The sequence below is a fragment of the Mesorhizobium sp. KACC 23794 genome, from assembly GCF_052180275.1.
Lineage (GTDB): Bacteria > Pseudomonadota > Alphaproteobacteria > Rhizobiales > Rhizobiaceae > Kumtagia.
This window is the reverse complement of record NZ_CP197465.1, coordinates 4707147-4732110: the sequence shown is the minus strand read 5'-3', so window position 1 is coordinate 4732110 and position 24964 is coordinate 4707147. Positions and strand designations below refer to the sequence as shown.

The 24964-nt window shown below is 64.9% G+C and carries 22 protein-coding genes and 1 tRNA gene; 16 read left to right on the top strand and 7 right to left on the bottom strand.

Features of this window, described 5'->3' with window-relative positions:
* The first annotated feature begins 8 nt into the window (after window positions 1–8).
* Complete coding sequence (locus ACSBOB_RS23255; RefSeq protein WP_442578431.1) at window positions 9–635, top strand: glutathione S-transferase family protein; 627 nt, start codon at window positions 9–11, stop codon at window positions 633–635.
* On the top strand, window positions 636–1565 hold the full coding sequence (gene fhmpcd1 / locus ACSBOB_RS23250; RefSeq protein WP_442578430.1) for a 5-formyl-3-hydroxy-2-methylpyridine 4-carboxylate 5-dehydrogenase: 930 nt from the start codon (window positions 636–638) through the stop codon (window positions 1563–1565). It begins immediately after the preceding gene.
* Window positions 1566–1580: 15 nt separating this feature from the next.
* On the opposite strand, the gene ACSBOB_RS23245 is transcribed toward fhmpcd1, so the two are convergent.
* Window positions 1581–2015: a hypothetical protein gene (locus ACSBOB_RS23245; protein WP_442578429.1), complete on the bottom strand. Its 435-nt coding sequence runs from the start codon at window positions 2013–2015 to the stop codon at window positions 1581–1583.
* Window positions 2016–2114: 99 nt separating this feature from the next.
* On the opposite strand from ACSBOB_RS23245, the gene ACSBOB_RS23240 reads away from it, so the two are divergent.
* The 9 genes from ACSBOB_RS23240 to ACSBOB_RS23200 all read left to right on the top strand — a co-directional run bounded on the left by ACSBOB_RS23240 (window position 2115) and on the right by ACSBOB_RS23200 (window position 14080).
* Entirely contained in the window at window positions 2115–3143 is a 1029-nt protein-coding gene (locus ACSBOB_RS23240; RefSeq protein WP_442578428.1) for a putative B6 ABC transporter substrate-binding protein, read from the top strand.
* A gap of 57 nt (window positions 3144–3200) precedes the next feature.
* On the top strand, window positions 3201–4766 hold the full coding sequence (locus ACSBOB_RS23235; RefSeq protein WP_442578427.1) for a putative B6 ABC transporter ATP-binding protein: 1566 nt from the start codon (window positions 3201–3203) through the stop codon (window positions 4764–4766).
* Window positions 4763–5854, top strand: coding sequence for a putative B6 ABC transporter permease subunit 2 (locus ACSBOB_RS23230; RefSeq protein ID WP_442578426.1), 1092 nt, complete (start codon window positions 4763–4765; stop codon window positions 5852–5854). The genes ACSBOB_RS23235 and ACSBOB_RS23230 overlap by 4 nt, the downstream gene beginning before the upstream one ends.
* 4 nt (window positions 5855–5858) lie before the next feature.
* Entirely contained in the window at window positions 5859–6794 is a 936-nt protein-coding gene (locus ACSBOB_RS23225; protein WP_442578425.1) for a putative B6 ABC transporter permease subunit 1, read from the top strand.
* 56 nt (window positions 6795–6850) lie between these two features.
* Entirely contained in the window at window positions 6851–7657 is an 807-nt protein-coding gene (gene pldA / locus ACSBOB_RS23220; protein WP_442578424.1) for a 4-pyridoxolactonase, read from the top strand.
* An 11-nt stretch (window positions 7658–7668) separates the two neighbouring features.
* Entirely contained in the window at window positions 7669–8841 is a 1173-nt protein-coding gene (gene ppaT, locus ACSBOB_RS23215; protein ID WP_442578423.1) for a pyridoxamine--pyruvate transaminase, read from the top strand.
* A gap of 35 nt (window positions 8842–8876) precedes the next feature.
* Complete coding sequence (pldH, locus tag ACSBOB_RS23210) at window positions 8877–9623, top strand: pyridoxal 4-dehydrogenase, SDR-type (RefSeq protein ID WP_442578422.1); 747 nt, start codon at window positions 8877–8879, stop codon at window positions 9621–9623.
* Between the two features lie 705 nt (window positions 9624–10328).
* Window positions 10329–11453, top strand: coding sequence for a metallophosphoesterase family protein (locus ACSBOB_RS23205; RefSeq protein ID WP_442578421.1), 1125 nt, complete (start codon window positions 10329–10331; stop codon window positions 11451–11453).
* Window positions 11450–14080, top strand: coding sequence for an AAA family ATPase (locus tag ACSBOB_RS23200; RefSeq protein WP_442578420.1), 2631 nt, complete (start codon window positions 11450–11452; stop codon window positions 14078–14080). The genes ACSBOB_RS23205 and ACSBOB_RS23200 overlap by 4 nt, the downstream gene beginning before the upstream one ends.
* A gap of 375 nt (window positions 14081–14455) precedes the next feature.
* On the opposite strand, the gene ACSBOB_RS23195 is transcribed toward ACSBOB_RS23200, so the two are convergent.
* Window positions 14456–14546: transfer RNA gene (locus ACSBOB_RS23195), tRNA-Ser, on the bottom strand.
* Between the two features lie 442 nt (window positions 14547–14988).
* Here ACSBOB_RS23195 and ACSBOB_RS23190 point away from each other — a divergent pair.
* The gene (locus ACSBOB_RS23190; RefSeq protein WP_442577518.1) at window positions 14989–16098 is read left to right on the top strand and encodes a porin; all 1110 of its coding nucleotides are present in this window, start codon (window positions 14989–14991) and stop codon (window positions 16096–16098) included.
* Window positions 16099–16294: 196 nt separating this feature from the next.
* Here ACSBOB_RS23190 and ACSBOB_RS23185 read toward each other — a convergent pair whose 3' ends face one another.
* Both ACSBOB_RS23185 and ACSBOB_RS23180 read right to left on the bottom strand, forming a co-directional pair.
* Entirely contained in the window at window positions 16295–17191 is an 897-nt protein-coding gene (locus tag ACSBOB_RS23185; protein ID WP_442578419.1) for an alpha/beta fold hydrolase, read from the bottom strand.
* A 110-nt stretch (window positions 17192–17301) separates the two neighbouring features.
* Window positions 17302–19332, bottom strand: a complete 2031-nt coding sequence (locus tag ACSBOB_RS23180; protein ID WP_442578418.1) for a lytic transglycosylase domain-containing protein — start codon at window positions 19330–19332, stop codon at window positions 17302–17304.
* Window positions 19333–19562: 230 nt separating this feature from the next.
* On the opposite strand from ACSBOB_RS23180, the gene dapA reads away from it, so the two are divergent.
* A complete protein-coding gene (gene dapA / locus ACSBOB_RS23175) occupies window positions 19563–20444 on the top strand; it encodes a 4-hydroxy-tetrahydrodipicolinate synthase (protein ID WP_442578417.1) in 882 nt (293 codons plus the stop codon).
* Window positions 20445–20469: 25 nt separating this feature from the next.
* Window positions 20470–20949: an SsrA-binding protein SmpB gene (gene smpB / locus ACSBOB_RS23170; protein WP_442578416.1), complete on the top strand. Its 480-nt coding sequence runs from the start codon at window positions 20470–20472 to the stop codon at window positions 20947–20949.
* 357 nt (window positions 20950–21306) lie between these two features.
* On the opposite strand, the gene ACSBOB_RS23165 is transcribed toward smpB, so the two are convergent.
* Window positions 21307–21543, bottom strand: a complete 237-nt coding sequence (locus tag ACSBOB_RS23165) for a hypothetical protein (RefSeq protein ID WP_442578415.1) — start codon at window positions 21541–21543, stop codon at window positions 21307–21309.
* On the opposite strand from ACSBOB_RS23165, the gene ACSBOB_RS23160 reads away from it, so the two are divergent.
* Window positions 21542–22888: a DUF2778 domain-containing protein gene (locus tag ACSBOB_RS23160; RefSeq protein ID WP_442578414.1), complete on the top strand. Its 1347-nt coding sequence runs from the start codon at window positions 21542–21544 to the stop codon at window positions 22886–22888. The two genes, ACSBOB_RS23165 and ACSBOB_RS23160, sit on opposite strands and share 2 nt — an antisense overlap.
* Window positions 22889–22953: 65 nt before the next feature.
* On the opposite strand, the gene ACSBOB_RS23155 is transcribed toward ACSBOB_RS23160, so the two are convergent.
* Together ACSBOB_RS23155 and ACSBOB_RS23150 are read right to left on the bottom strand one after the other, a co-directional pair.
* Complete coding sequence (locus tag ACSBOB_RS23155) at window positions 22954–23607, bottom strand: uracil-DNA glycosylase (protein WP_442578413.1); 654 nt, start codon at window positions 23605–23607, stop codon at window positions 22954–22956.
* Between the two features lie 10 nt (window positions 23608–23617).
* Window positions 23618–24196 carry a LabA-like NYN domain-containing protein gene (locus tag ACSBOB_RS23150; protein WP_442578412.1) on the bottom strand — a complete coding sequence of 193 codons (579 nt, stop codon included), beginning with the start codon at window positions 24194–24196 and terminating at the stop codon, window positions 23618–23620.
* Window positions 24197–24490: 294 nt separating this feature from the next.
* On the opposite strand from ACSBOB_RS23150, the gene rpoZ reads away from it, so the two are divergent.
* Entirely contained in the window at window positions 24491–24892 is a 402-nt protein-coding gene (rpoZ, locus tag ACSBOB_RS23145) for a DNA-directed RNA polymerase subunit omega (protein WP_442578411.1), read from the top strand.
* Window positions 24893–24964 lie beyond the last annotated feature (72 nt).

Genomic DNA, 24964 nt, shown 5'->3' with positions numbered 1-24964 from the left:
AGAAAGCCATGTACAAGCTGCTCGGACGCCAGACGTCCGGAAACGTCCAGAAAGTTCTCTTCATGCTGGAAGAGGTCGGCGCTGAATACAGCCGCGAGGACTATGGAAGGCAGTTCGAGAATACGGCCACGCCGGAATACAAGGCGCTCAACCCGACCTCGAAAGTGCCGACCCTGATCGACGGCGATACGGTGATCTGGGAATCGAACACCATCCTTCGCTACATCGCGAGCAAGGAAGCGGGCCAGCTTACCGGCTCGACGGCTGCCGAGAAGACCGAGGTCGAGCGCTGGATGGATTTTCTGCTTGCGGCGGTCAATCCCGGCTATCTCGCGGCCTTCAAGGGCGCCAAGCTGACGCCGGAGGAGCAGACCGCCGAATACAAGGAGCAGGTCAAGGATCTCGGTGCGCAGTTGAAGATCGTCGACGGCCATCTTGCCGACAAATCCTTCCTCGCCCTCGGCAAGTTCACCATTGCCGACATCGCCTGTGCGCCGATCCTGAAGCGCTGCGTCGATTTCAAGATTGAGCGTCCGGCGCTGCCGAATCTGGAGCGCTGGGTGGCGGCGATCGCCGGGCGCGCCGCCTTCCAGAAGGCGACGGCGCCGCAGTCGGCCGCGACCAAGGCGGCCTGAATGATTCGCCGCGTCGCCCTCATCGGCCTCGGGACCATGGGTCCGGGCATCGCCGCGCGACTTGCGCGTGGCGGGCTGGATGTCGTGGCGTTCGACAGCGCGGCGGCGGCGGTCGAGCGGGCGAAGGCGATGCTTCCGGTGGCGGCCGGCGCGCTGGATCGGCTTGGCATCACGCCGCCGGAGGCAGGCGAGGGAACGATCGCTTTCGCAGCCTCGCTCGCCGAAGCGGTCAAAGGCTGCGATCTGGTCATCGAGAACGTGCCGGAGGACGCCGGGATCAAGGCGGAAATCTATCGCGCCATCGACCCGTTGATTGGATCGCAAACGATCGTGGCGACGGATACGTCCGGCATTCCGATCACCGGATTGCAGGAGAACATCTCGCATCCCGAACGCTTCGTCGGCATGCACTGGTCGAACCCACCGCACATCATCCCGATGATCGAAGTGATCGGCGGCGCGAAGACTGCCCCTGCGACGGTGGCGGCGATCCGCGACCTGATCCGCTCGCTCGGCCTGCTGCCGGTGGTGCTGAAGAAGGACGTGCCGGGTTTTGTCGAGAACCGGGTGCTTTACGCGCTTCTGCGTGAGGCGGTCGATTTGGTTGAACGCGGCGTGATCGAGGCCGAGGATCTGGACACCTGCGTGTCCTGGGGCATCGGATACAAGATCGCGGTGATCGGTCCGATGGCGCTGCTGGACATGGCGGGGCTCGATATCTACCGCTCGGTCTCTTCCTTCCTCAACGCCGATCTCGCCGACCGCAAGGACGTGTCACCTGCAGTGGAAGAACGCTTCGCCGCCAGGAAGCTCGGCATCAAGACAGGCGAGGGCATGTATTCCTACACGCCCGAGCGTATTGCCGCTTTGCAAGGCGAGCGCGCCGGCAAACTGATCGCCATCCGTCGCATCCTCGAAGCGGCGAAATAGCGCGATGAGGGGCACTTACGAACAAGCGAGACGCCCGGCCTCTTCAAGGCAGGCGACGCTGCGCGGAGTTGCAGCGGCGGGCTGGCCGCGGTCGAGCGGCAGGGCGGCGCGGGTCTCATACGACCGGCCTTCGAAGCCGCACCAGAGCGCCTCGACGGGCATGTTCTCCTGCTTGTCGTTGAGCGCCACGAAGGCGCCGGTCGACGGGTCCTGCCATAGGGCGATGCGCGTCGATGCGCCAGGGCCGGCCTGCGCCACGACGGCGGAATACCAGTGCGCCAGTTGGGCGACGCAAACGATCGGCGCGGCGGTGGAGTTCGTGACGGCGATCGGCGCGGGGTGGAGGCCGTCGACGCCGGTGCGCACCGTGATGTGCCGCAATTCGACTGCGTGCGCGCCGATGGTCTGAACGAGGAGGCCGGCAACGGCCATGGTGGCGAAAAATCTCATTCCGGTACTCAAAAGGGGTTCAACAGCAAGCAGAGACTAGCCTGAACGGGGAATAACACAGAACTGCTCTCAAGAGAAACAGTCAAAATGGAGGCTTCAATGAAGAAATACATGATTGCGGCAGCGAGTGCGCTGCTGCTTACCAGTACAATGCTGGTCGGCGCCTATGCGGCCGAGGTGAAGTCGATTGCGATCCTCACGCCCGAGGAAGGAACCGACTACGGCTGGAACCAGCAGGGCATCGACGCGGCGAAGGCTGCGGGCGCCGCCGCCGGTGTCGAGGTCAAGGTCGCGCAGGGCCTGGGTTATGGCGACGTGCGGCCGACGCTGCGCGAGCTTGCCGAGGACGGCGTCGGCCTGATGATCGCGCATGCCAGCGGCTACAACACCGCCGCGCCCGAAATCGCCGAAGAGACCAAGGTGCCGGTCGCCATCGTCGACACGCCGACCGGCCTCAAGAAAGGGCTCGTCGCCGACTATACGCTGTCCGGCCATGAAGGCGCCTATCTCGCCGGCCGGCTTGCGGCGAAGATGTCCCGGTCCAAGGCCGTCGGCATCGTCGTTTCCGGCGAGCCTCCGTCATGGAACTCGCAGTCCGCCGCCTTTGCAGAGGGCGTGAAGGCCGAGAACAAGGACGTCAAGCTGATCTATGCCGTGATCGGACCCGCCGCCTACAGCGATGCGGCCGGCGGCAAGCGCGTCACCGAAAGCGTGATTGCGGCCGGCGCCGACATCATCTTCGGCCAGGGCAACGGCTCTTCCTTCGGCATGTTGCAGGCGGTCGAGACCACCAAGGCGGGCGACGGCGGCAAGGTGCTGTTCATCGACGTCATCGGCGACAAGACCCCGATCGACAAGGGCTTCCTGCTGTCGTCGGTCGTCTGGAACATCGAGCCGGTCTATGCGGCGATGATCGCCGACCTGAAGTCCGACACGTTCGGCACCAAGAGCTATGCCATCGGCCTCAAGGACGATTCGGTGAAGCTGCTCAAGACCGCGCAGATCCCCGACGATGTCTGGGCGTCCGTCCAGGGCATCCGCGACGAGATCGTGTCGGGCAAGATCGTGGTCAAGCCGGTGTTCGAGGCGACCGCCGTCCGCGCGCTGATGTCCGACGTCAAGGAGTGATCGATCGGGAGGGCGCCCTCTCGGTGCCTTCCCGCTATCCAGTGTGTTAGGTGCTGATTGCCGACGGTAGAGCAAGATAATCTGGCCGGGCCGGTCATAGCGCTGGAAAACGTCACGAAACGTTTTCCGGGCGTGATCGCCAACGATGCCGTCAGCCTGGCGATACGGCCCGGCGAGGTTCACGTCCTTCTCGGCGAGAACGGCGCCGGCAAGTCGACGCTGATCGGCATGCTTTCGGGCCTGCAGCAGCCGGACGAGGGCCGCATCCTGGTCGACGGCAGGCCGCAGCCGATCCGCTCGCCGCGCCATGCGCTGTCGCTCGGCATCGGCACGGTGTTTCAGCACGCAATGCTGGTGCCCACGCTGACGGTGGCGGAAAATCTGCTGCTCGGCGAAAGCTGGTGGAAACCGCCGCGCAAGCAGGCGCTACGGGCAGAGGTCGACGGACTGGCGCGGTCGCTGGGCATGCGCATCGATCTGGACGCCGTCGCCGCCGAACTGTCGCTGGGTGAACAGCAGCAGGTCGAGATCCTGCGCGCTTTGCTGCGCAAGAGCCGCGTGCTGATCCTCGACGAATCGACTTCGATGCTGACGCCGTCGGGCATCGACGAGCTTGGCGCGCTGATGCGGCGGCTGGTCGAGCGCGGACTGGCGGTGGTGTTCATCACTCACAAGTTGCGCGAGGCGGCCGCCTTCGGCGACAGGATTTCGGTGCTCAAGCTCGGCCGCAAGGTTGGCGAGATAAAGCCGGAGCGGTTCCGCGAACTGGATGGGGACGGGCTCATCGCGGAAGTCGTGGAACTGATGTTCGGGCGGCGCGCCGGCGACCCGGAGGAGTCACGGATTGCAGTCCGCGAAGCGCCGGCGAAGGGCCTGCGCCTTCTTGCGGTGCAGAACCTGCGCGTGCTTCCCGGTTCGACCTCGCCCGAACTGCATGATGTTTCATTCGAGCTTCGCGCCGGCGAAATTCTTGGCGTGGCCGGCATAGACGGCAATGGCCAGAAGCAACTGGCGGAAGCTCTCGCCGGCCAGATCCCGGTTGAGAGCGGTACGGTGCATCTCGACGGGCGACCGATCGGCCAACTGAGCATCGGTGAAAGGCGGGCCGCGGGGCTGCGCTACCTTACCGACGACCGGCTGGGGGAGGGCACCGTCGCGACCTTTCCGGTGTCGCTCAATTTTCTGCTCAAACAGATCGGCGAGACGCCTTTCTGGAAGAACGGCCTGGAGCAGGCCGGCGAGATCGAGCGGAACGCGCAGCGGCTGATCAAGAGCTACGATGTGCGTACGCCGAGCGAGCGCACCCCGATCGGCCGCCTGTCGGGCGGCAACATCCAGAAGGTGCTGCTGGCACGCGAACTGGCCGACGGCGCCAAAGTCGTCATCTTCAACAAGCCGACCTATGGGCTCGACCTCGCCAACACCATGGCGACGCGGGCCCGCATCGGCGAGAACGCGGCGGGCGGCAAGGGCGTGCTGCTGATATCGACCGACCTCGAGGAATTGCTGCAACTCTGCGACCGCATCGTCGTGATGTCGGGCGGCGCACTGGCCGGAACGGTCGAAAACGGGCCGTCGGCGCGCGCCCAGGTCGGGCGGCTGATGGTCGGGCTGGCGGCATGAGCGTGGACACGGCTTCCGAAACTGGAGCGTTGCCGACGTCGTCGCCGAGAGTGCCGCGCGGCGCGACCCTGCGTCGGCTGGCGCTTGCTGTCGGCCCGGTGCTGATCGCGCTGGTGCTGGCGGGGCTGCTGCTGCTCGCGCTCGGCGTCAATCCGCTCGCCTATTACGGATTCGTGGTCGAGCGTGGCCTGCTGTCACCTTCCGGTGTCCAGCAGACGCTGACGCGGATGGCGCCGCTGCTGTTCATCGCTGCGGGTTTGATCGTGGCCTTCAGGGCCGGCATCTGGAATCTCGGCGTCGATGGCCAGTTCCTGCTGGGCGCGGTTTCGGCGGCGGCCAGCGCGCCGTGGCTGGTCACGCTGATGCCGGTCTGGCTGGCGACAATCGCCGTCTTCGCGCTGGCGATGCTGGTCGCCATGGCATGGTCGCTCGCGCCGGCTCTATTGAAGGCATACCAGGGCGTCAACGAGATCATCACCACCTTGATGATGACGTTCCTCGGCACCTCGCTCGCTAACGTGCTGGTCAAGCTGGTCTTCCTCGATCCCGGCACCACCGTGCCGCAGACCCGCACGCTGCCGGTCGAGGACCGTCTGCCTCGCCTGTTCGACACGACGATCAGCAGCGGGCTCTTGCTCGGGTTGGTCGCCATCGTCGCCGTCCATATCCTGATGACCCGCACCAGCTTCGGCCTCAAGCTCAGGGTCGTCGGCGCCAATCCGCGTGCCGCGATCCATGCCGGGCTGCCGGTGCCGAAACTCACGATCGCCGTGTTCGCGCTGTCCGCCGGCCTGGCGGGGCTTGCCGGGGCGGTCGACATCGTCGGCGTGCAGGGCAATGTGCGGGCCGACTGGAATCCCGCCTACGGGCTCACCGTCATTCCCATGGTGTTCCTCGCGCGGTTCAACGGGTTCGCGACGATCGTCTACGTCATGTTGCTGTCGATCCTGTCGATCGGCGGCGAAAGTGCGGCTCGGCGGCTGGGCGTGCCCAACCATTTCACGCTGGTGCTGGTGGCGACGGTGCTGATCGTATTGGCGATCGCCGAATATCTCGACCATCGCTTCCAGCAGGCGCGCAGGATATGATCTTATGAGCGGCCTCTTTGGCGAAGTCTTTCTCGGGGCGCTGCTCTTCGGCGCGGTGACCGCCTCCGTGCCGCTGCTGCTGGCGGGTCTTGGCGAGCAGATGTCGGAAAAGGCCGGCGTGCTCAACATCGGCATCGAAGGCATGATGATCTTCGGCGCCTATATCGGCTTCGTCGTCGCCTACTATTCGGAATCGCTGTGGCTCGGCTTCCTCGGCGGTGCCGCCGGGGGCATGGCGGTGGCGCTGATCATGGGGCTGCTCTGCGTCAGGCTCGGCCTCAACCAGATCGTCATCGGCATCGGGCTGACGCTGGGCTTCGAGGGCCTGACCGCGCTGCTCCATCACTTCCAGTTCTCGCGCAGCTATCCGCGCCTGCCGGCGGCCGAGGCGACGACGATTCCGCTGCTCGACGATGTTCCGGTGCTCGGGCCGGCGCTGTTCCGCCACCATTTGCTGGTCTATGTCGCGGTGCTGCTGGTTTTTGTCATGCGCTACATCTACCGGCGAACGCAGCTTGGCCTCAACCTGCAAGCGGCGGGCGACAAGCCTGCGGCGCTGGACGTTGCCGGCGTCGACGTCGTGCGGACGCGCATGATCGCGGTTATGACAACCGGCGCGATGGCGGGTCTCGGCGGCGCCTATCTCGCCAATATCGGCGCCGGCATCTTCGTGCCGTTCATCACCAATGGCGCGGGCTTCCTCGGCGTCGTGCTCGCCATGCTGGCGCGCGGCCGGCCGAGTTGGGTCCTGCTGGGCGCGCTGGTTTTCGGCCTCTGCCTGTCGCTGACGACAGCGCTGCAGGTGGCCGGCATCAACATCCCGACCGACGTGATCCAGATGATCCCGTTCCTGGCGGTGATGGCGATGCTGCTCGCCTTCGGACGCAAGTCCAGCCTGCCGGCGGCCCTTGGCGTTCCCTATGAGCGCGGTGCAAGATGATTTTTCAAGACCGGCCTAAGCACAAGAAATGTGCCGGCAGTGAATGGGAGAAATGAATGTCGGATACGAAAGTCTACCTGCTCGACGGCGGCTCGCTCGTGCTCGATGGCTACCACGTCTATTGGAACCGCGGTCCTGGCGGCGAGGTGCGGTTTCCCGTCTATTCGATCCTGGTCGAGCACAAGGACGGACGCTTCCTGATCGACAGCGGCTATGACTACGACCATGTCATGAAGGTGCTCCCCTTCGAGAAGCCGATCCAAAGCAAGGACCAGACCGTGCCCGGCGCGCTGGCGCTTCTCGGCCTGGAGCCGAAGGACATCGACGTCGTCTTCAACTCGCATTTCCATTTCGACCATTGCGGCGGCAACAAATATTTCCCGCACGCCAAGAAGATCTGCCACCGCCTTGAAGTGCCGCAGGCCTGCGCCCCTGCGCCGTTCGAGCATCTCGGCTATTCCGACCTGAGCTTTTCCCTGGAGGCGGCCGAGGCGCGCGGCGCGACCGCGCAACTGCTGGAAGGCACGACAAAGGCGAATTCGACGTTCGAAGGCGTCGACGGCGACGTCGAGCTTGCCAAGGGGGTGAAACTCATCCTCACGCCCGGCCATTCCATCGGCCACTACAGCCTGATGGTCGAGTTCGGCAGCCGCAAGCCGATCCTCTTCACCATCGACGCCGCCTATACGCAGAAAAGCCTGGAGACGCTTTGCCAGGCTTCCTTCCACATAGACCCGGTCGCCGGCGTCTCGTCCATGCGCAAGGTCAGGAAACTGGCGGAGGACCATGAGGCGGAACTGATGTATTCGCACGACATGGAAAACTTCAAGACATACCAGACCGGCACCCGGTTCTACGGTTGAGCGAGGCTTCGATGCGTTATTCTCCAGACCGCAAACCGGTCGTCACGCTGGCCGCTGGGCCGGTCGATTCCTATCCGGAAGTGCTGAACGCGCTGTCGCGCACGGTGCTCTACGATTACGACCCGGCCTTCCAGGGTTTTTACGAGCGCGTCGTCGACAAGGCGCAGAAGGCGCTGCGGCTGTCGAACAAGCCCGTCATCATGCATGGCGAGCCGGTGCTCGGGCTGGAGGCGGCGGCTGCCTCGCTGATCACCCCGCAGGATACGGTGCTCAATCTCGCCTCGGGCGTTTACGGCAAGGGGTTCGGCTATTGGGCGAAGCGTTATTCGCCGAACCTGCTGGAGATCGAGGTGCCCTACAACGAGGCGATCGATCCGCAATCCGTCGAGGACATGCTGAAGAAACATCCGGAAATCACGATCATCTCCGTCTGCCATCACGACACGCCGTCCGCCACGATCAATCCCATCGATGCGATCGGCGCGCTGAGCGCCAGGCATGGCGCCTACATGATCGTCGATGCCGTCTCGTCCTTCGCCGGCATGGATACGCATCCGGAAGAATGTCATGCCGACATCTATGTGACGGGACCGGGCAAATGCCTCGGCGCGCCGCCGGCGCTCACCATGCTCGGCGTCAGCGATCGTGCCTGGGCGAAGATGAAGGGCAACGCCGCGGCGCCGCGCGCCTCGATGCTGTCGATCGTCGACTGGGAAAACGCCTGGTCGCGCGAGCGGCCGTTTCCGTTCACGCCTTCAGTGGCCGACGTGAACGGGCTCGACGCGGCGCTCGACCTCTATCTCGGCGAGGGACCGGAGAATGTGTGGGCACGCCACGCGCTGACCGCCAGGGCTATGCGGGCGGGCGTGCAGGCGATGGGGCTGTCGGTGTGGGCCGCGAGCGAGGCGATCGCCTCGCCGACCTGTACGGCGGTCCGCACGCCGGAAGGCATCGACGAAGCGCAGATGCGCAAGCTGGCGCGCGAGCGCTACGGCGTGGTGTTTTCGTCCGGGCGGGGCGAGACGCTGGGCAAGCTGACGCGCGTCGGCCACATGGGCACCACGGCGCATCCGATCTACGCGCTGACGGCGCTGCCGGCGCTTGGCGGCGCCTACGCCGCGCTGGGCAGGAAGGTGGACATCGGCGCGGGCGTCGAGGCGGCGCTCGCCGTCATCGACGCCTGATTCACAAGAACATTGCAACGATTAGGGGAAAGATCATGACGGATCGGCTGGCGGGCAGGACGGCGCTGGTGACGGGCGCGGCGCAAGGCATCGGCAGGGCGATCGCCGAACGGCTCGCTGCCGACGGCGCCACGGTGGTCGTGAGTGATATCAATGCGGAGGGCGGAATGGCCACCGCCAAGGCGATCGGCGGCAAGGCGCTGGCCATCGCCGCGGATGTATCGGACGCGGCGTCGGTGAAGAACCTCTTCGACCAGATCGAGGCGAAGACGGATGGCATCGACATATTGGTCAACAATGCGAGCATAGTGCCCTTCATCGCCTGGGACGACGTCGACCTGGCGCACTGGCAGAAGATCATCGGCGTCAACCTCACCGGCACCTTCATCGTCACCCGCGCCGCCACCGACCTGATGCGGGCGAAGAACAGGGGCGGCCGCGTCATCTCGATCTCCTCCAACACCTTTTTCGCCGGCACGCCCAACATGGCCGCCTATGTCGCCGCAAAGGGCGGCGTCATCGGCTTCACGCGCGCGCTGGCGACTGAACTCGGCAAATACAACATCACCGCCAATGCGCTGACGCCCGGTCTGATCGAGAGCGACGGGGTCAAGGCCAGCCCGCATAACCAGGCCTTCGGTTTCGTCGAGATGCTGCAGGCGATGCCCGGCAAGGGTCAGCCAGAGCACATCGCCGACGTCGTGTCGTTCCTTGCGTCGGATGACGCACGCTGGATCACCGGCCAGACCCTGAACGTCGATGCCGGCATGGTGCGCCATTAAGCCAAGCCATCAAGCCAAGGCACGTCTTGTCTGCCGCATCTGCCGAGCCGTACGGCCGTCCCGGAACGAGATGGCGCGGGCGGATCGGGAGAATTAAGGGGTTACAGGCGTGAGCGAAACTCGCCCTCCGGATTTGGGTTCTCGGCGCTGCGCCTGCCCATCGGGAGATCGTCGGAAGGCCGGGCGAGTCGCGTGCCACAGCGGCGAGGGCAGGGCGGACATCCGCACATTCGCGTGTCTGCGGGTCTTGTCCTGATGGATCCGGAACTGCTCGGCGGCGAGACGTTCGCCGTCCCGCACGGCAAGCGCCACTGCGTGCGGAGGCGCTTGCGCATCGCGGGTCCTGCGCACATTGTAGGTTGCGGACGGAGGGCAGATGGACGCGGCGGATCGGTCTTCATCCGTCAGACGTCGACAAAACCCGCGAATTCAACGGAAAATCCGTCTGGAAGAAAGGAATTTTGACCCAATTGCTGGACGACGGCGCGTCTGCTGATTGTGATTCGTGCGATTCGGTATCGGACCAAACGACGGGTGCGACGGCCGGTCTTGTCGATGCCAGCGGCAGCCCCATGCAAGAAACCTATCCTGCATCGGCCTCGCGCGCCGGCTTGATCGAATTCCTGGTCGCGCCGCCTTGCGGAGGTCCGATCAAGCCATAGGCCGCACGCGGTCGCATCCCGAACAAGCCTTGAGACCCATACCATGCTCCGTTTCATTCACAGCGGCGACCTGCATCTCGGCAAGCGTTTCGGCAATATGCCGGAGGACCTTCGCGGCCGCTTGCGCGAGGCGCGGCACGGGATCATCGGCCGGCTGGCCAGCCATGCGCGGGAGAATGGCGCAACCGCCATCCTGCTGGCTGGCGATACGTTCGACACCGAAACGCCGACCCCGGAAATACGCCGGCAGGCGCTGGCCGAGATGGGTCATCATGCGCCGCTCCTGTGGGTGGTGCTGCCGGGTAATCACGACTCGCTGCAGGCGGTGCAGCACTGGAACGCCATGCGCGCCAGCGCTCCCGGCAACATCGTCTTCGCCACCGAGCCCGAGCCGCTGACGATCGCGCCGGACGCCGTGCTGCTGCCCGCGCCCTGCACGACGCGCCGGCCCGGCCGCGATCTGACGGGATGGATGGACGCGGCTGCGACGCCGGAAGGCGTCATCCGGCTCGGCCTCGCCCACGGCGCGATCCAGTCGTTTTCGGAAGAGGCGGCAGCCTCCGACGTCATCGCGCCCGACCGGGCGGTGCGGGCCGGCCTCGACTATCTGGCGCTCGGCGACTGGCACGGGCCGGTCGCCGTCAATGCACGCACCCACTACAGCGGTACGCCGGAACCCGACCGCTTCAAGCACGACAAACCCGGCCAGGCGCTGCTGGTGTCCATTGCTGCACCGGCCGCCACGCCAGAGATCGTTTCGCTCGAAACCGGCAGTTTTGCCTGGCGGACCATCTCCCTGCCGCTGCTGTCGCGCGACGACGCGGTCGCGGCCCTGGCGGCGCACCTCCCGGCCGGCCTCTCGCGGCGGCAGACCTTGCTGCGCATCGCCCCGTCCGGCCGGCTGAGGCTCGGCGGTCGCACGGCGCTCGCTGCCGCCGTCGAGCATGCGGCGCCGGAATTCGCGCATCTCGAACTGGATGAGAGTGAACTGGCGACGGATTGCGAAAGCGAGGATCTGGACCTGATCGACCGGGCGGGCGCCTTGCGCGAGGCGGCGAATGCGCTGCTTGCCGAGAGCGAGGACGAGGCGCGCCCGGCGGGCGAGCGCGAGGTGTCGCGCGAAGCCCTGGTCCGCCTGTTCTCCTACTGCGAGAAGATCGCATCATGAAGATCTCCGCGCTTCGGCTGCACAACGTCAAGCGCTTCGCCGGTCGCGGCGTCGCGATCGAGGGCATAGGCGACGGCGTGAACGTGCTTTGCGCAGCCAATGAACACGGCAAGTCGACGAGCTTCGAGGCTCTGCATGCGCTGTTCTTCCAGCCGCACAGTGGTACGCCGGGCGACGTCCAGAAGCTGCGCCCCTACAGCGGCGGAAACCCTCTGGTCGAGGCGGACATCGTCACGGCGCAGGGCCGGTACAGGCTGACCAAGCAATATTATGGCGGCCGGCGGGCCAGCGTCACCGATATCGCCACTGGCCGCCTGCTGGCGCAGGCCGACGAGGCGGAGGCCTTCATTGCCAACCTGATCCGTGGCGGCACCTCTGGTCCGGCCGGTCTGCTCTGGGTCCGGCAAGGCGTCACCGGCATCGAGAAGCGCAGCCGGGCCGAGGAAGACGGCGAGAAGCGCGTCCGCGAAAGCCTGCTCGCATCGGTGCAAGGCGAGGTCGAGGCGATGACCGGCGGGCGGCGCATGGCGGAGATCGTCGATGTCTGCAACGAGGAACTCTACCGGCTGGTGACGCCGACGATGCGCCCCAAGGGCGGCGGGCTCTACGAGGCGGCCGTGGAAAAGCACCGGCGGCTGGTCGAGGAGGAACGGCGGCTCGCTGCCGAAGTCAATGCGATGCGCGAGGCTCTCGACAAGCGCGGCGCGGCGCTGAAACGCCTTGCCGAGATCGAGGATCCCTCGGAACTGGACGCGCGGCGCGGCGCGCTGGAAAAGGCCGAAGCGGCCTTGGCGGCGGCGAAGACCCATCGCGCCGCCCTTGACGCGGCCGAGGCAGCCGCCGCGCTGGCTCGCAGCCGCCGAGACACCGCCCAGCAGGCGCTGGGCGGCTTTCGCGAGGCGATCGCCCAGGCGGCAAGGCTGGGCGAGCAGGTTGCCTCGGCACAGTTGCACCGCGATGACGCCGTTGCCCGGCGCGACGCAGCGACCGCCGAGATCGATCGCGCCGCGGGCGAGGCCGACGCCGCCGACGCCGCGGAACGCGAAGCGCGCGAATTGCTCGCCCGGCTGGACCGAGCCATGGCGGCGCGACAGGCGGCCGAGCATCGTACCGAGATGCGAGACCGGCTGGACAAGGCCGAAGCCTTGCGTGCGAAGATAGAGGCTGGCGAGACCGCACTCGCCCTGCTGGCGATGCCCGCCAACGCCATCGGCCAGTTGCAGGATTTGGAGATCAAGCTGGCCGGCCTGCGCGCCGCCAAGAACGCCACCTTGCCGACGTTCCGGATGACCTACGGCGCAAGCGCCGAAGGCCGCGTCACGCTGAACGGGGCGCCGCTGCCTGATGCCGTCGAACAAATGTTCGCCGACGTCGCAAACCTCGAAATCTCCGGCATCGGGACGCTGACGCTGCGCTCCAACCGCCCGCCCGAGGCGGACCAGGCATTGCTCAAGGCCGAAGCGAGGCATCGAGACCTGCTGGCCGCGCTGGGCGTCTCCAGTCTGGCCGAGGCGCATGGGCGGCAGTCCGCCGGGCATGAGAAATCGACAGGGCTTGAACTGGACCGCCAGAATTTCAGGCACCTTGCGCCGGGCGGACTTGCGCAGCTTCGCGAGGATGTCGCCCGGCATGCGGACGACGGCGCCCAGGACCTGGAACTGAAGGCCGATCCGGAAGACGTGCGGCAGGCGATGTCGGCCGCCGGCCAGACGGCCGCCGCCGCGCGCAACGCCGCCCGCGAGGCCCGGCCGATGCGAGGTATCGCGGACAAGGCCGCCATCGAGGCCGAGACGGCCTATGCCGCCGCCAGGGGCGAACTGGAAAGGGTCGTTTCCGTGCTCGGCCCCGAAGCGGAGCGTGGCGACAAGGAAAGGCGGCTTGCCGAGGGTCTCGACGAGCAGGAGACGCTTTTTACGAAAGCCGAGGCGCATGCTGCGACGCTGCGCGCCACTGCGCCCGATCTGGAAACCACGGAGGCGGCCCTGCGCCGTGCGCGGTCGGTGCGGGATGCCGCGACGCAGGAAGCAGCCAGGCTGCGCGAGACCGTGGCGGATTTCAACGGCGAGATACGGACGCGCTCCGACGTTGCGGTCGAGGAGGCGTGGCGCGAGGCCTCCGAGGCCATGGCGGCGGCAGCCGAGCGCGTCAAACACTACGAGACCGAAGTCGCGGTGCTCGACCGCTTGCGCAGGGCGCTGCAATTGTCCCGCTCGGCGGCCCGCGACCTCTACCTGAAGCCGATCATCGAGGAATTACGCCCGCTGCTCGGCGTGCTCTTCGACGACATCTCGATCGTCTTCGACGAGAATACGCTGTTGCCGCAGTCGATACGCCGCAACGGCCAGGACGAGGACGTGGAGCGGCTGAGCGGCGGCATGCGCGAGCAACTCTCCGTGCTTACCCGCCTTGCGTTCGCAAAACTGCTGGCGCGCGACGGACGCCCTGCGCCGGTTATCCTCGACGATGCTCTGGTCTATTCCGACGACGACCGAATCGAGCGCATGTTCGACGCGCTGCATCGCCAGTCCCGCGACCAGCAGATCCTGGTGTTTTCGTGCCGGCAACGGGCTTTCGCAAAGCTCGGCGGAAACGTCCTGCACATGACGGCCTGGACCCCGGATGCCTGATTCTCTTCGACGGCAAAGCAAGGCCCGTCAGTTTGTCTCCCGGCGATCGCAACGAAACTCCAGGCGGCTATCGCCATGCCCCGTACGGCTTGGCGGAAGGAATCCTTTGATCTGAAGGGATCGATCATTCAGCTCTGACGTCGCACGCCTGTCGTTGAGCTGAATCTGCGGTTGAGCAGAATAAATCGCCAATCCTTGAGGTTATCCTCGGCCGCGCCGGTTAAAAGAAAAATAACGAGCCAAATACCGAGTAGCGCTGCGCGTCTCGCCCTCGTGGATGGGGGCATAAACAATCCACAGACAAGAAAAGCATCGACAACTTGAAAGTCTGAGAAGCGGATGGAGGCCCGGTCGATCACATTTGATCTTAAAAACTGGCGGAGAGGAAGGGATTCGAACCCTCGAGAAGCTTTTGACCTCTACGCCCTTAGCAGGGGCGCGCCTTCGACCACTCGGCCACCTCTCCGTCCGTCCCACTAGCCCGAGCGCTTCCGGCGATCAAGCGGTTTCTCGGCTTATATCGCGCCGGCGGTGGAAACGCCGGAAACGGGAACCGGTCTTGAGATCGGGCGGAATGGTTTCGTGGCTGGCTGTACCGAGCGCGATTCGAGGCTGCGGATCGTGGACGCGGCATCCATGCACCTTCGCCCGGCGCTGGATGGTTAACCAAGTCTTTAAAGGGGGTATCAAATCGTGTCTTTTGTGTCACAGACACCCGGCATCGCATCCATGCGTCGGCGCGCTTCCGATGATCGAGGTTGAACGCGCCGAAGCTATGCGCGATCCTCGAATCGAGAGAGGGGCGAACTATCGTGTCTTTTTCGGCTTGGGAACGGGGCAGGGAACGCTGTCCTTCAGCAAACACAAAGCCCAGACCCTTTTAACAACTTTTGACTGGAGATCAGAAAATGAACATCAAGAGCCTTCTTCTCGGCTCCGCTGCGGCCCTGGTCGCAGTCACCGGCGCTCGTGCGGCCGATGCGGTCGTGGTTGCCGAGCCGGAACCCGTCGAATACGTCCGCGTCTGCGACGTCTATGGTTCGGGCTTCTTCTACCTGCCCGGCACGGAAACCTGCCTGAAGATCGGCGGTTATGTCCGCGTCGATATTCGTGGCGGCGATTTCTACGGCGTGACGAGCGCCGCAGGCGACGATACTTACAACAATCGCGTCCGCTTCCAGCTGCGCACCGACGCCCGCAGCGAGACCGAACTCGGCACGCTGCGTGCGTATGCCGCCATCAACTTCAATTACCAGGTGTCCGGCAGCGGCACGCCCTTCTACGACATGAACGACGGCATGAGCATCGAGCATGCCTATATCGAGCTTGGCGGTTTCCGCATCGGCAAGACGGACTCCTACTTCTCGACCTTCACCGACTATTCGTCGGGCGTCATGAACGACGGTATCGTTCCCTACGGTCCGTTCGGCACGTTCCAGATCGCCTACACCTACACTGGCGCGAACGGCTTCTCGGCCGGCGTCGCCCTGGAGCAGGGCGACCAGAACGAGATCGTGTATGGTTCGGACTTTGACGGCCCCTTCGGGTATGGCGGCATCACGCAGGACTACGCTCCTTATGTGGTCGGCGGTCTGTCGTTCACGCAGGGCTGGGGCAAGATCGGTCTCGTCGCCGGTTACGACAGCTGGCAGTCGGAAGTGGCGGTCAAGGGTCGCCTGGACATCAACATCACCGACACCGCTTCGGTGTTCGTGATGGGCGCCTGGGACTCGGCCGGCTTCGACAACGAGAACTTCTACGCGCAGTGGGCTGGCGACTGGGCCGTCTGGGGCGGCACGGCGATCAAGCTGAACGAGAAGGCGACGTTCAACGCCGAAGTCGGCTATGACGACGGCTCGAACTTCTCGGTTGCCGCCAACGTTGCCTACGACCTGGTTCCGGGCTTCACGATCACGCCGGAAGTCGTCTATTACGCCCCCGACAAGAACAGCAAGGGCGTCGACCAGGATCTCGACGACAGCTGGGGCTTCAACCTGCGCTTCCAGCGCACGTTCTGATCGGCTTCACCGATCGGCCTAGACAGAACCCGGCGGGCAACCGCCGGGTTTTTTATTGCACCCGCCGCTGCGTCTTTGTTGCACCGCCGCCGCGTCGGGGCGGATATCGGCAGTGGATCAGCGGGACTGGCCGCGGCTGCCGGCCGATGTCAGGCGGCAGGCTGCGTGGTTGGCGGAGGGCCGGGCCGATGGCGCGCTATAGGCGGGTCGGTTTCCCGGCATGCGCGAGGAAGCGCGCGATCCGTTCCGGCAGGTCGCCTGTCTCCAGCATCGGTGGATGTCCTTGGCCGGCGACCCCGACTGTTTCCATGCCTGGATGTCGCCGCTCCATCTCTGCCACGGTTTCGCGTGAAAGCAGGCGCGTGTTCTCGCCGCGTACGACAGTGACCGGCACTCTTGCCAGTGCGTCGAACTGCTCCCACATCGCCGGCAGTGCCTGACGCAAATCGAGAGCGATGACGGTGTTGACCAGTGCCGGATCGTAGTCGGCAACGGGACGCCCGTCTTCGTCGCGGTAGAGCGCCTTCACCATCCGCTTCCAGTCGTCGTCGCAAAGCGCGGGAAAATCGGCGCCATGGATCGCGCGTTGCGCCTGCTCGGCTTGCGCGAAGGTAGCGGCAGGGGCGGCGTTTTCGAGATAGGAACGGATATGCGCGAGGCCAGCAGCCTCGACGACCGGGCCGATATCGTTGAAGACGACCGACTTCAGCACCGACGGACGGATCGCCGCCAGAATATGGATGATCAGCCCGCCGCGCGACGTGCCGATGAACGCCGCTTCGGAAATGCCCAGCGCGTCCAGCCCCGCAAGCACGTCGTCCGCCTCGGTGACGATGTTGTAGTTCTTCCAGTTGGGATCGTAGGCCGAAGCGCCACGCCCGCGATAATCGAACGTGACGACCTTGCGCGGCGTCTCGGCATCGCTTGAGAGGAAGAGCGCAAGCTCATGGAAATCCCGGACATTCCGCGTCAGGCCGGGAAGGCAGACGACGGGCAAGCTTGCCTGGTTGCCGCCGCCGTAGACCCGCCCATGCAGCCGCAGTCCGTCCTTCGAGGCATAGAAGAAGTCTGTGAAACCGTCGCTCTCCGCCATGCCGATGCCCTCGCATTCCGTTCGTCGGTCTAGCTACAAGGCAAGGCGATCCCGGTCAAACCGATCGACGCAGGGCAGGGTCGCGAAACTCGAGCTGAGATGATGAACGGTCAGCGGCCTTTGACGAGATCGCCGCTGATGTCGAACGATCCGGTCAGCTGCATCTTGTAGACTTGGTAATTCTCCATCACGCGCTGCACATAGCTGCGCGTCTCGGCGAAGGGGATGCGCTCGATCCAGTCGACCACCGTGTCGAGGTCCTTGCCGCGCGGATCGCCGTAGCGTGCCACCCAATCCCGCGCGCGACCCGGCCCGGCATTGTAGCCGGCGAAGGTGAGCACGTAGGAGCCGCTGAACCTGCCGAGCTGTTCGCCGAGGAAGGCCGCACCCAGCGTTGCGTTGTATCCGGCGTCGGTGGTGAGTTTTTGCGACGAGAAGGCGAGGCCGGCTTTCTTGGCAACGTCCTTTGCCGTGCCGGGCATCAATTGCAGCAGTCCAAGGGCGCCGGCGCCAGAGACGGCGCCGACGTTGAACTCGCTCTCCTGACGGGCGATCGCATAGGCCAGCGCCTTGCCCGACCCTGAAATATTGGCCGAGGCTGGGATCACGCCGACCGGGTGCGACAGCGCGCCGATATCGATGCCGCGCGCCGCGGCGATCTTGGCGACCTTCAGCCCGAGATAATGGTTGCCGCGATCTTCCGCCATGGCTGCCAGCAGCGCCAGTTCGCCCGGGCTGGTCAGTTGCCCCGCGAGGTCGCGATAGAGCGTGTCGGCGAGGCCGTCATAGCCTGCGGCTTCGAGCCGCTTGATCGCCTGCACGGCTTCGCGATGCACGAAATCGCGGCGGTCGCCGTCGCTCGGCGTGGGCGAGGCGACATTGATCGCGGCACGGCCGATCTTTTCTGCGGCAAGCTGGCCGTAGAAGCTGGTGCCGTAGCCGGCCGCGCGTTCGTAATACGCCTTTGCGCTGCCCGGCCCGCCGGCTTCGGCCGTACGACCCAGCCAGTAATAGGCGCGCGACAGCGAGATGGGGCCGCCCGCGACCTCGGCGATCCGCGCGAAATGCGCCGCGCCGGCCTTCGCGTCGCCCATGCCGCGAAACGCATACCAGCCCGCATGGAACTCGGCGTCGGCCTGGTTGACGGGGCTTTCGGCGGAATGGGAAGCGGCGATGCGGTAGGCGGTTTTCATGTCGCCGGCGTCGACCAGTTCGCGCGACAGCGTGCGCCGCTCGATCCACCACGCATCGGGATCGATCAGTTCGGCGCGATCCTTCGGCGCCTTGAGCATCACGGCCGCCGCCTCGGCGAATTTGTCGGTGCGCCGCAGATATTTCGCCTTGGCGAACAGATAACCGGCGCCGCGCTGCGCGGCAGGCACCGCTTCGAGCAGCTTGACCGCCGTGCGGTCGCCCTTGGCTGCCGCGGCCCAGGCGTCGAACAGCGGCTTGGCGCCGGCCAGATCGGCAACGCGCCGGGCCGAATTCACGCGGTCGGCATAAAGCATGCGCTCCATGCGGATGCGGTGGTCTTCGGCAGGAATGATTGCGCCGAATTCCTTGATGATGGCGATCTCTTCCTCGGCGTCCAGTTTTTCGCTGCGCCAGAACGGTGAGAGCATGGCTTGGGCGGCTTGCATCTGTCCGAGCGCCACATAGGACCGGGCGAGGATGATGGCGCCTGCCGCCGTCTGCGGCGGGGTGCCGCCAAAGGCCTTGATGACGACCTGCGGCGCGGGTTGCTCGCGCAGAAGGGCGCGTTCGCTGTTGCGCCGGAAGGCCTCCGCGCCGGGCCAGCTTCGCAGCGTCTCCGCCGCGGCCGCTATGTCGGCGCTGGGCACGAGTTTTCCACCCTTCAGCGCGATCGCCCAGGCAAGGATATGACGGTCGAGCGAAGACGCCGGCAGGCTGTCGCGGATGACCCGGGCCGCGAGCACGTCGCCTGATGAAAGAGCGTCCAGCCCGGCCTTCAATTGTGCGCTGGTGTTGCCCCCGATGCGGTCGCCCTTGCCGGTGACCGCAATCGGAATGCCGGCGGTGGTCTGCCCGTCCAGGGTCGCGGCGATGGCAATGACCGGTACGACCGCCACGAGGACGGCCAGCAACATCGACCGGCGATGCCATTGGGTGCTTGTGCCCATTCGGCTTCCCTGTCCTGGTCCACTACAAAGAGGGGCGGATGCTGGCATGCTAGGTCTTGATGGTGAACGGCCTGTAAACAAACGGCTGGCACAACCGTTTGGATTGTGTCCGCGCCGATCCTTGCGGCAGCACAATGTCAAGACTATGGTGCGCGGCCCTGCTTTCCTCTAGAAGGCGGTGCGATCGAAAAACATAATGCAGCCGGCAGGTTGCGGAGGAGTTTGACCAGATGTTGAGAGGTTCGTTGACCGCGCTCGTGACGCCGTTCGACAAGAACGGGGCGCTGGCCGAGAAAACGTTCCGCGACCTGGTCGAGTGGCAGATCGCGGAGGGCACCAAGGGGCTTGTTCCAGTGGGCACGACCGGCGAATCGCCGACGCTGTCGCATGACGAGCATCGCCAGGTGGTGAAGGCTTGCGTCGAGGCCGCGAAAGGCCGTGTGCCGGTTGTCGCCGGGGCAGGGTCCAACAACACCGAGGAGGCCGTCGGCCTTGTCCAGTATGCGGAAAAGGCCGGGGCCGACGCCGTACTGGTGGTCACGCCCTACTACAACAGGCCGACGCAGCGCGGGCTCTACCTGCATTTCGCCACCGTCGCCAAGGCGACGAAGCTGCCGGTGATCATCTACAACATCCCGCCGCGCTCGGTGATCGACATGACGCCGGAGACGATGGGCCGTCTCGCCCACGACTTCAAGAACATCGCCGGCGTCAAGGACGCGACCGGCAAGGTCGAGCGCGTCTCGGAACAGCGGCTGACCTGCGGCAAGGATTTCATCCAGCTTTCCGGCGAGGACGCCTCGGCGCTGGGCTTCAACGCGCATGGCGGCGTCGGCTGCATCTCGGTCACGTCCAACGTCGCGCCACGCCTCTGCTCCGAGTTCCAGGAGGCGACGCTCGCCAACGACAAGGAAAAGGCGCTGGAACTGCAGGACCGCCTGATGCCGCTGCACAAGGCGATCTTCCTGGAGCCGGGCCTTGCCGGCGCGAAATACGCGCTGTCGCGGCTGGGCAAGGTGGAGAACACCGTGCGCTTGCCGCTGACTACGGTGGAAGAGGGCACCGCCGAGAAGATCGAAGCGGCGATGAAGCATGCCGGCTTGATCAATTGACGCCGGCGCATCATTTGATGGCACGATGAATCAAGTCCGAAAAGCCGATCCCAACAACAAGACCGTCGCTGAAAACCGCAAGGCGCGTTTCTCTTACGAGATCCTCGACACGGTCGAGGCTGGTCTTGTGCTGACGGGGACCGAGGTGAAGTCGCTGCGCCAGGGGCAGGCGAACATCCAGGATTCCTATGCCTCGAACGAAGGCGGTGAAATCTGGCTGATCAATTCCTACCTGCCGGAATATCTCCAGGCCAACCGCTTCAACCACGAGCCGCGCCGCCACCGCAAATTGCTGCTGAACAAGCGCCAGATGTCGCGGCTGACCCAGAGCGTCGAGCGCGACGGCATGACCATGGTGCCGCTGAAAATCTATTTCAACGACCGGGGCCGCGCCAAACTGCTGCTCGGCGTGGCGCGCGGCAAGAAGCTGCACGACAAGCGCGAGACCGAGAAAGCGCGCGACTGGTCGCGCGAAAAGGGTCGGCTGCTCAAGGAGCGCGGCTGACTTTTTGCGTCGGCATCCCGGCCGCTCGGCGCGCAGTTCGGTTGCTGATTCGGGCTGTACAGTTTTCCCACAGACGGCTTTCACCGTGATTTCGCTTGGGGCGCGTGCGCTTTCGTCGCGGGCGCGCGGCGATTTTTGCTGGCTGCTGCTGTTCACGTTTGCTTGACATGCAGGCCAAAACCAGACAGCAAATCGATTCGAAAAGGGGTTCTTGTCAGGTGTCGGAGGTCTGTGGGCCATCGTTGTGATGCGCTCCGCGTAGAAAAGACGTTTGGGAAAAGGGATTGGTTAACCATCATTGTCCATCTTTTGAGTCGATGAGCGACAGGCAAGGCGTGCCGACAGCGCGCCGGGGGATCACTCCTCGGACTGATGATCATGACGGCTTAGTGGCCTGTTGCCGCGATGCCGGCTCAAGGAAGACGGGTGCGTAATGGCGTTCGTGAGTAAAAATGGCCGCGACAGCGGCAGCGCTGGAGAATTGCGCTCCAGCAGGTTCAGCCCGGACAGGATGATTCGCTGGGTTGCGCTCCCCTGTGCCGGTGCGGCGCTGGCCGTATGGTCTGTAACGGTCCTGGCCGGCGTCAGTTCCATGGGTGCATCCTTTGCGTCTTCTCCAAACCTCATGCCGCAAGGGCTTGTGGTGCCGACGGAGGTTGCTGGCCTCGATCCGGCGAAGCGTGAATCCCTGCTTCGCCAGGCGCGCGCCTCGCTCATGCCGAACGTTCGGTTCTCCGATAAAGCCGCGCGCCTGGCCACGACGACGCTTGCGCCAGCCGCAGGCGGCGCGGCCGAAAGGGATGCGGGCCGGTTCGATCAGGTGGTCGCCAGCGCAGCCCTGACGCCGCAAAAGATGGCTGCGGCGTTCGCGCAGGTCGGGCTGGTCGCAAAGGCGCCGGAAGTGGCCAAGGCCAAGGTGGCGAAGCTGTCGCCATCGGCGCGCAACGCTTCCCTGCCGAAGGCCAGGGAGGAACGCTTCGCCCGATTGCCCAACCAGGCCGTACCAGTTCTGGAGCGTTTTGCCCGTGGCGGCAGCGAGATCGAGACGAGCACTGAAGTGCTGCTGGCCTATGCCGATCCATCGCCTTTCGCGGCGAGCGGCTCCCTGTCGGACGCCAGTGTGCTGGAAAACAACGGCCTCGTGCTGCATACCCCGCTGGAAGACGGCAGCGAGGACAGCGCCGCCCTGCCGGGCTACGAGGACACGCCGGACGCGACGCCCCTGCCACTGCGACGCCCGAAAGCGGACGCGGGCAAGCGTCCCGACGAACCGAGACGCTCCGATGATGACAGCCGTTCCGACGGCAATCGGCGTTCGGACGATGGCAAGGACAAGGGCGACAATCGTCGTCCCGACAAAAAGCGCGTCGACGATGCTGGTCGTGATGACGACCGGCGCAAGACGACGCAGTCGCAGCGCGGCGCGCCATCGTTGCTCGCCTTCGCCAAACCTGACGATCCGTCGCAGGAAAAGGGCGGCGGCATCTTCAAAAAATTCCTGAACACGCCGAAAGCCGGCGGCGGCACGGCTGTCTATGACATCAGTGCCCAAGTGGTCTACATGCCGGACGGCTCCAAACTCGAGGCGCATTCGGGTATTGGCGCCATGGCCGACAACCCGCGCTACGTACACGTCAAGATGAAGGGGCCGACGCCGCCCGGCACCTACAACCTAGTCATGCGCGAGAAGCGTTTTCACGGCGTGGAGGCGGTGCGGATGTTGCCCGCCAACGGGAAGGTGGCGCACAACCGTACCGGGATTCTGGCCCATTCCTATCTTCTGCGTGGTGGCCGCGCAGAGTCGCACGGCTGCGTCGCGTTCAAGGACTACAATCGTTTTCTGACAGCTTTCAAGAAGGGCAAGGTCACGCGCATCGTCGTGGTTCCCGGCGGCGGCAAGTCGAAAAGCCCGGTGCAGGTCGCTTCGGCGCGCGGCTGAGACGGGTCTCCGTTCAAGCATCGCCTTTTTCTGCGGTCAAGGGGGCCTGGAAGCCGGCGTCAGCCTCATTCCGTGGCCTGGATGTACTCCGCGATCCGGGAAAACACGTCGACGAACATTCCTTCCGTCAGCACGCCGGTATTCGTGTTGTAGCGCGAGCAGTGGTAGCTGGAAAACAGCTTCACGCCCCCGATTTCGATGGCAGCCCCATGCTTGAACGGATAGGCAGCCACCCGCCCGCCAAAGGCGCGCACAGTCGACTGGTGGCCGATGGCGCCGAGCGTCAGCACGGCCTTGAGGTTCGGAAAGCGTGAGAAGGCCGGCGACAGGAACTGGCGGCAGGTGGTGATCTCGGCAGGCGTCGGCTTGTTCTCCGGCGGCACGCAGCGCACCGCATTGACGATCGCTGTGCCAACCAGTTCCAATCCGTCGTCTGGGCGAGCCTTATAGGTGCCCTGCGCCAGCCCGAAGCGGATCAGCGTCCGGTAGAGAAGATCGCCGGCATAGTCGCCGGTGAACGGCCTGCCAGTGCGATTCGCCCCGCGCAAGCCGGGCGCCAGCCCGACGACGAGCAGCCGCACTGCGTCCTCGCCCTCCAGCGGCATGAAGGTCGGGACGGGCGCATTGAACCACTCGGGCTCACGCACGCGCCATTGGGCGATGAAATCATGCAGGCGCGGACAGAGAGGGCAGTCGCGCGACGGTTCGGCGGTTTCCACCGCCGGTCCGTCAGTATTCGTCCTCGGCGGCCACCGGTTCGGTGCGCCGGACCGGGCGTTCCGACGGATCGCGGCCGACTTCGCTCTTCAGCGTCGTCAGGTCGATGAAATGGTCGGCTTGCCGGCGCAGATCGTCGGAGATCATCGGCGGCTGCGAGGCCATGGTCGACACGATGCTGACCTTGCGGCCACGCCTTTGCAGCGCCTCGACCAGCGTGCGGAAATCGCCGTCGCCGGAGAAGATCACATAGTGGTCGACATAATCCGCGAGTTCCATGGCATCGATCGTCAGCTCGATGTCCATGTTGCCCTTGATCTTGCGGCGTCCTGTCGAGTCGGTGAACTCCTTGGCCGGCTTGGTCACCACCTTGTAGCCATTGTAGTCCAGCCAGTCGATCAGGGGACGGATCGAGGAGTATTCCTGGTCCTCGACCAGCGCCGTGTAATAATAGGCGCGCAGCAGGTAGCCGCGTTTCTGGAACGAAGACAGGAGCTTGCGGTAGTCGATGTCGAACCCCAGCGACCGGGAGGTCGCATAGAGGTTTGCACCATCGATGAACAATGCGATCTTTTCACGCGGATCGAACATGGCTGGAATATCCTTGGTCAAATCAATCGGTCAGTTCAACAAACGTGCGGCCGATGCAGGCGGTCGGGAAATGCTCGTGGCATCGTCTATAAGAATGAGATACCGCCTTGACGGACGCTTTCCAAGATCGGTCACGAAAAAGTAATAATCGTCGACGACGCAGTTTTTGCCGTAGGTCCCCCGCGTTCGGACCCCTCGCGGCGTGCCGGTCGCCTGCATGCTTGTTTTCCGCCGCCTTTCGGGTTATGCACCGCGCCGGCTTTCCGTCACATCCAGGTATGAAAGGGGCAGTTCATGGCCCGCGTAACCGTTGAAGACTGCATCGACAAGGTCGACAACCGCTTTGAGCTCGTTCTGCTTGCCGGCCACCGCGCCCGCCAGATCAGCCAGGGGGCGGCGATCACCGTGCCGCGCGACAACGACAAGAACCCGGTGATCGCGCTGCGCGAGATCGCCGACGAGACGCTCTCGCCGGGCGACCTCAAGGAAGACCTGATCCATTCGCTGCAGAAGCATGTCGAGGTCGACGAGCCCGAGAGTGACGGCGCCGAGATCACCGACCAGACTGTTGTCGCGGCCGGCGAGACGGTGGAGCAGGACGACGACAGCAACATCACCTTCGACCGCATGTCGGAAGAGGAACTGCTGGCCGGCATCGAAGGTCTGGTCGCGCCGGAAAAAAGCGACGATTTCTAGGACTTGGCTTACACTGCGGACCTTTCGTGGCCCGCGGATCATGGCTATCTATCGAATGCGCCGTGTCTCCCG

Bases quoted from the DNA above. Each gene is read 5' to 3' on its own strand.
- ACSBOB_RS23205 (WP_442578421.1), top strand. From the start codon at position 10,329: ATGCTCCGTTTCATTCACAGCGGCGACCTGCATCTCGGCAAGCGTTTC.
- ACSBOB_RS23165 (WP_442578415.1), bottom strand. From the start codon at position 21,543: ATGGAACTGACGCCGGCCAGGACCGTTACAGACCATACGGCCAGCGCC.
- ACSBOB_RS23225 (WP_442578425.1), top strand. From the start codon at position 5,859: ATGAGCGGCCTCTTTGGCGAAGTCTTTCTCGGGGCGCTGCTCTTCGGC.
- ACSBOB_RS23230 (WP_442578426.1), top strand. From the start codon at position 4,763: ATGAGCGTGGACACGGCTTCCGAAACTGGAGCGTTGCCGACGTCGTCG.
- ACSBOB_RS23150 (WP_442578412.1), bottom strand. From the start codon at position 24,196: ATGTTCGATCCGCGTGAAAAGATCGCATTGTTCATCGATGGTGCAAAC.
- ACSBOB_RS23240 (WP_442578428.1), top strand. From the start codon at position 2,115: ATGAAGAAATACATGATTGCGGCAGCGAGTGCGCTGCTGCTTACCAGT.
- dapA (WP_442578417.1), top strand. From the start codon at position 19,563: ATGTTGAGAGGTTCGTTGACCGCGCTCGTGACGCCGTTCGACAAGAAC.
- ACSBOB_RS23190 (WP_442577518.1), top strand. From the start codon at position 14,989: ATGAACATCAAGAGCCTTCTTCTCGGCTCCGCTGCGGCCCTGGTCGCA.
- ACSBOB_RS23180 (WP_442578418.1), bottom strand. From the start codon at position 19,332: ATGGGCACAAGCACCCAATGGCATCGCCGGTCGATGTTGCTGGCCGTC.
- rpoZ (WP_442578411.1), top strand. From the start codon at position 24,491: ATGGCCCGCGTAACCGTTGAAGACTGCATCGACAAGGTCGACAACCGC.
- smpB (WP_442578416.1), top strand. From the start codon at position 20,470: ATGAATCAAGTCCGAAAAGCCGATCCCAACAACAAGACCGTCGCTGAA.
- fhmpcd1 (WP_442578430.1), top strand. From the start codon at position 636: ATGATTCGCCGCGTCGCCCTCATCGGCCTCGGGACCATGGGTCCGGGC.
- ACSBOB_RS23245 (WP_442578429.1), bottom strand. From the start codon at position 2,015: ATGAGATTTTTCGCCACCATGGCCGTTGCCGGCCTCCTCGTTCAGACC.
- ppaT (WP_442578423.1), top strand. From the start codon at position 7,669: ATGCGTTATTCTCCAGACCGCAAACCGGTCGTCACGCTGGCCGCTGGG.
- ACSBOB_RS23185 (WP_442578419.1), bottom strand. From the start codon at position 17,191: ATGGCGGAGAGCGACGGTTTCACAGACTTCTTCTATGCCTCGAAGGAC.
- pldH (WP_442578422.1), top strand. From the start codon at position 8,877: ATGACGGATCGGCTGGCGGGCAGGACGGCGCTGGTGACGGGCGCGGCG.
- pldA (WP_442578424.1), top strand. From the start codon at position 6,851: ATGTCGGATACGAAAGTCTACCTGCTCGACGGCGGCTCGCTCGTGCTC.
- ACSBOB_RS23255 (WP_442578431.1), top strand. From the start codon at position 9: ATGTACAAGCTGCTCGGACGCCAGACGTCCGGAAACGTCCAGAAAGTT.
- ACSBOB_RS23200 (WP_442578420.1), top strand. From the start codon at position 11,450: ATGAAGATCTCCGCGCTTCGGCTGCACAACGTCAAGCGCTTCGCCGGT.
- ACSBOB_RS23160 (WP_442578414.1), top strand. From the start codon at position 21,542: ATGGGTGCATCCTTTGCGTCTTCTCCAAACCTCATGCCGCAAGGGCTT.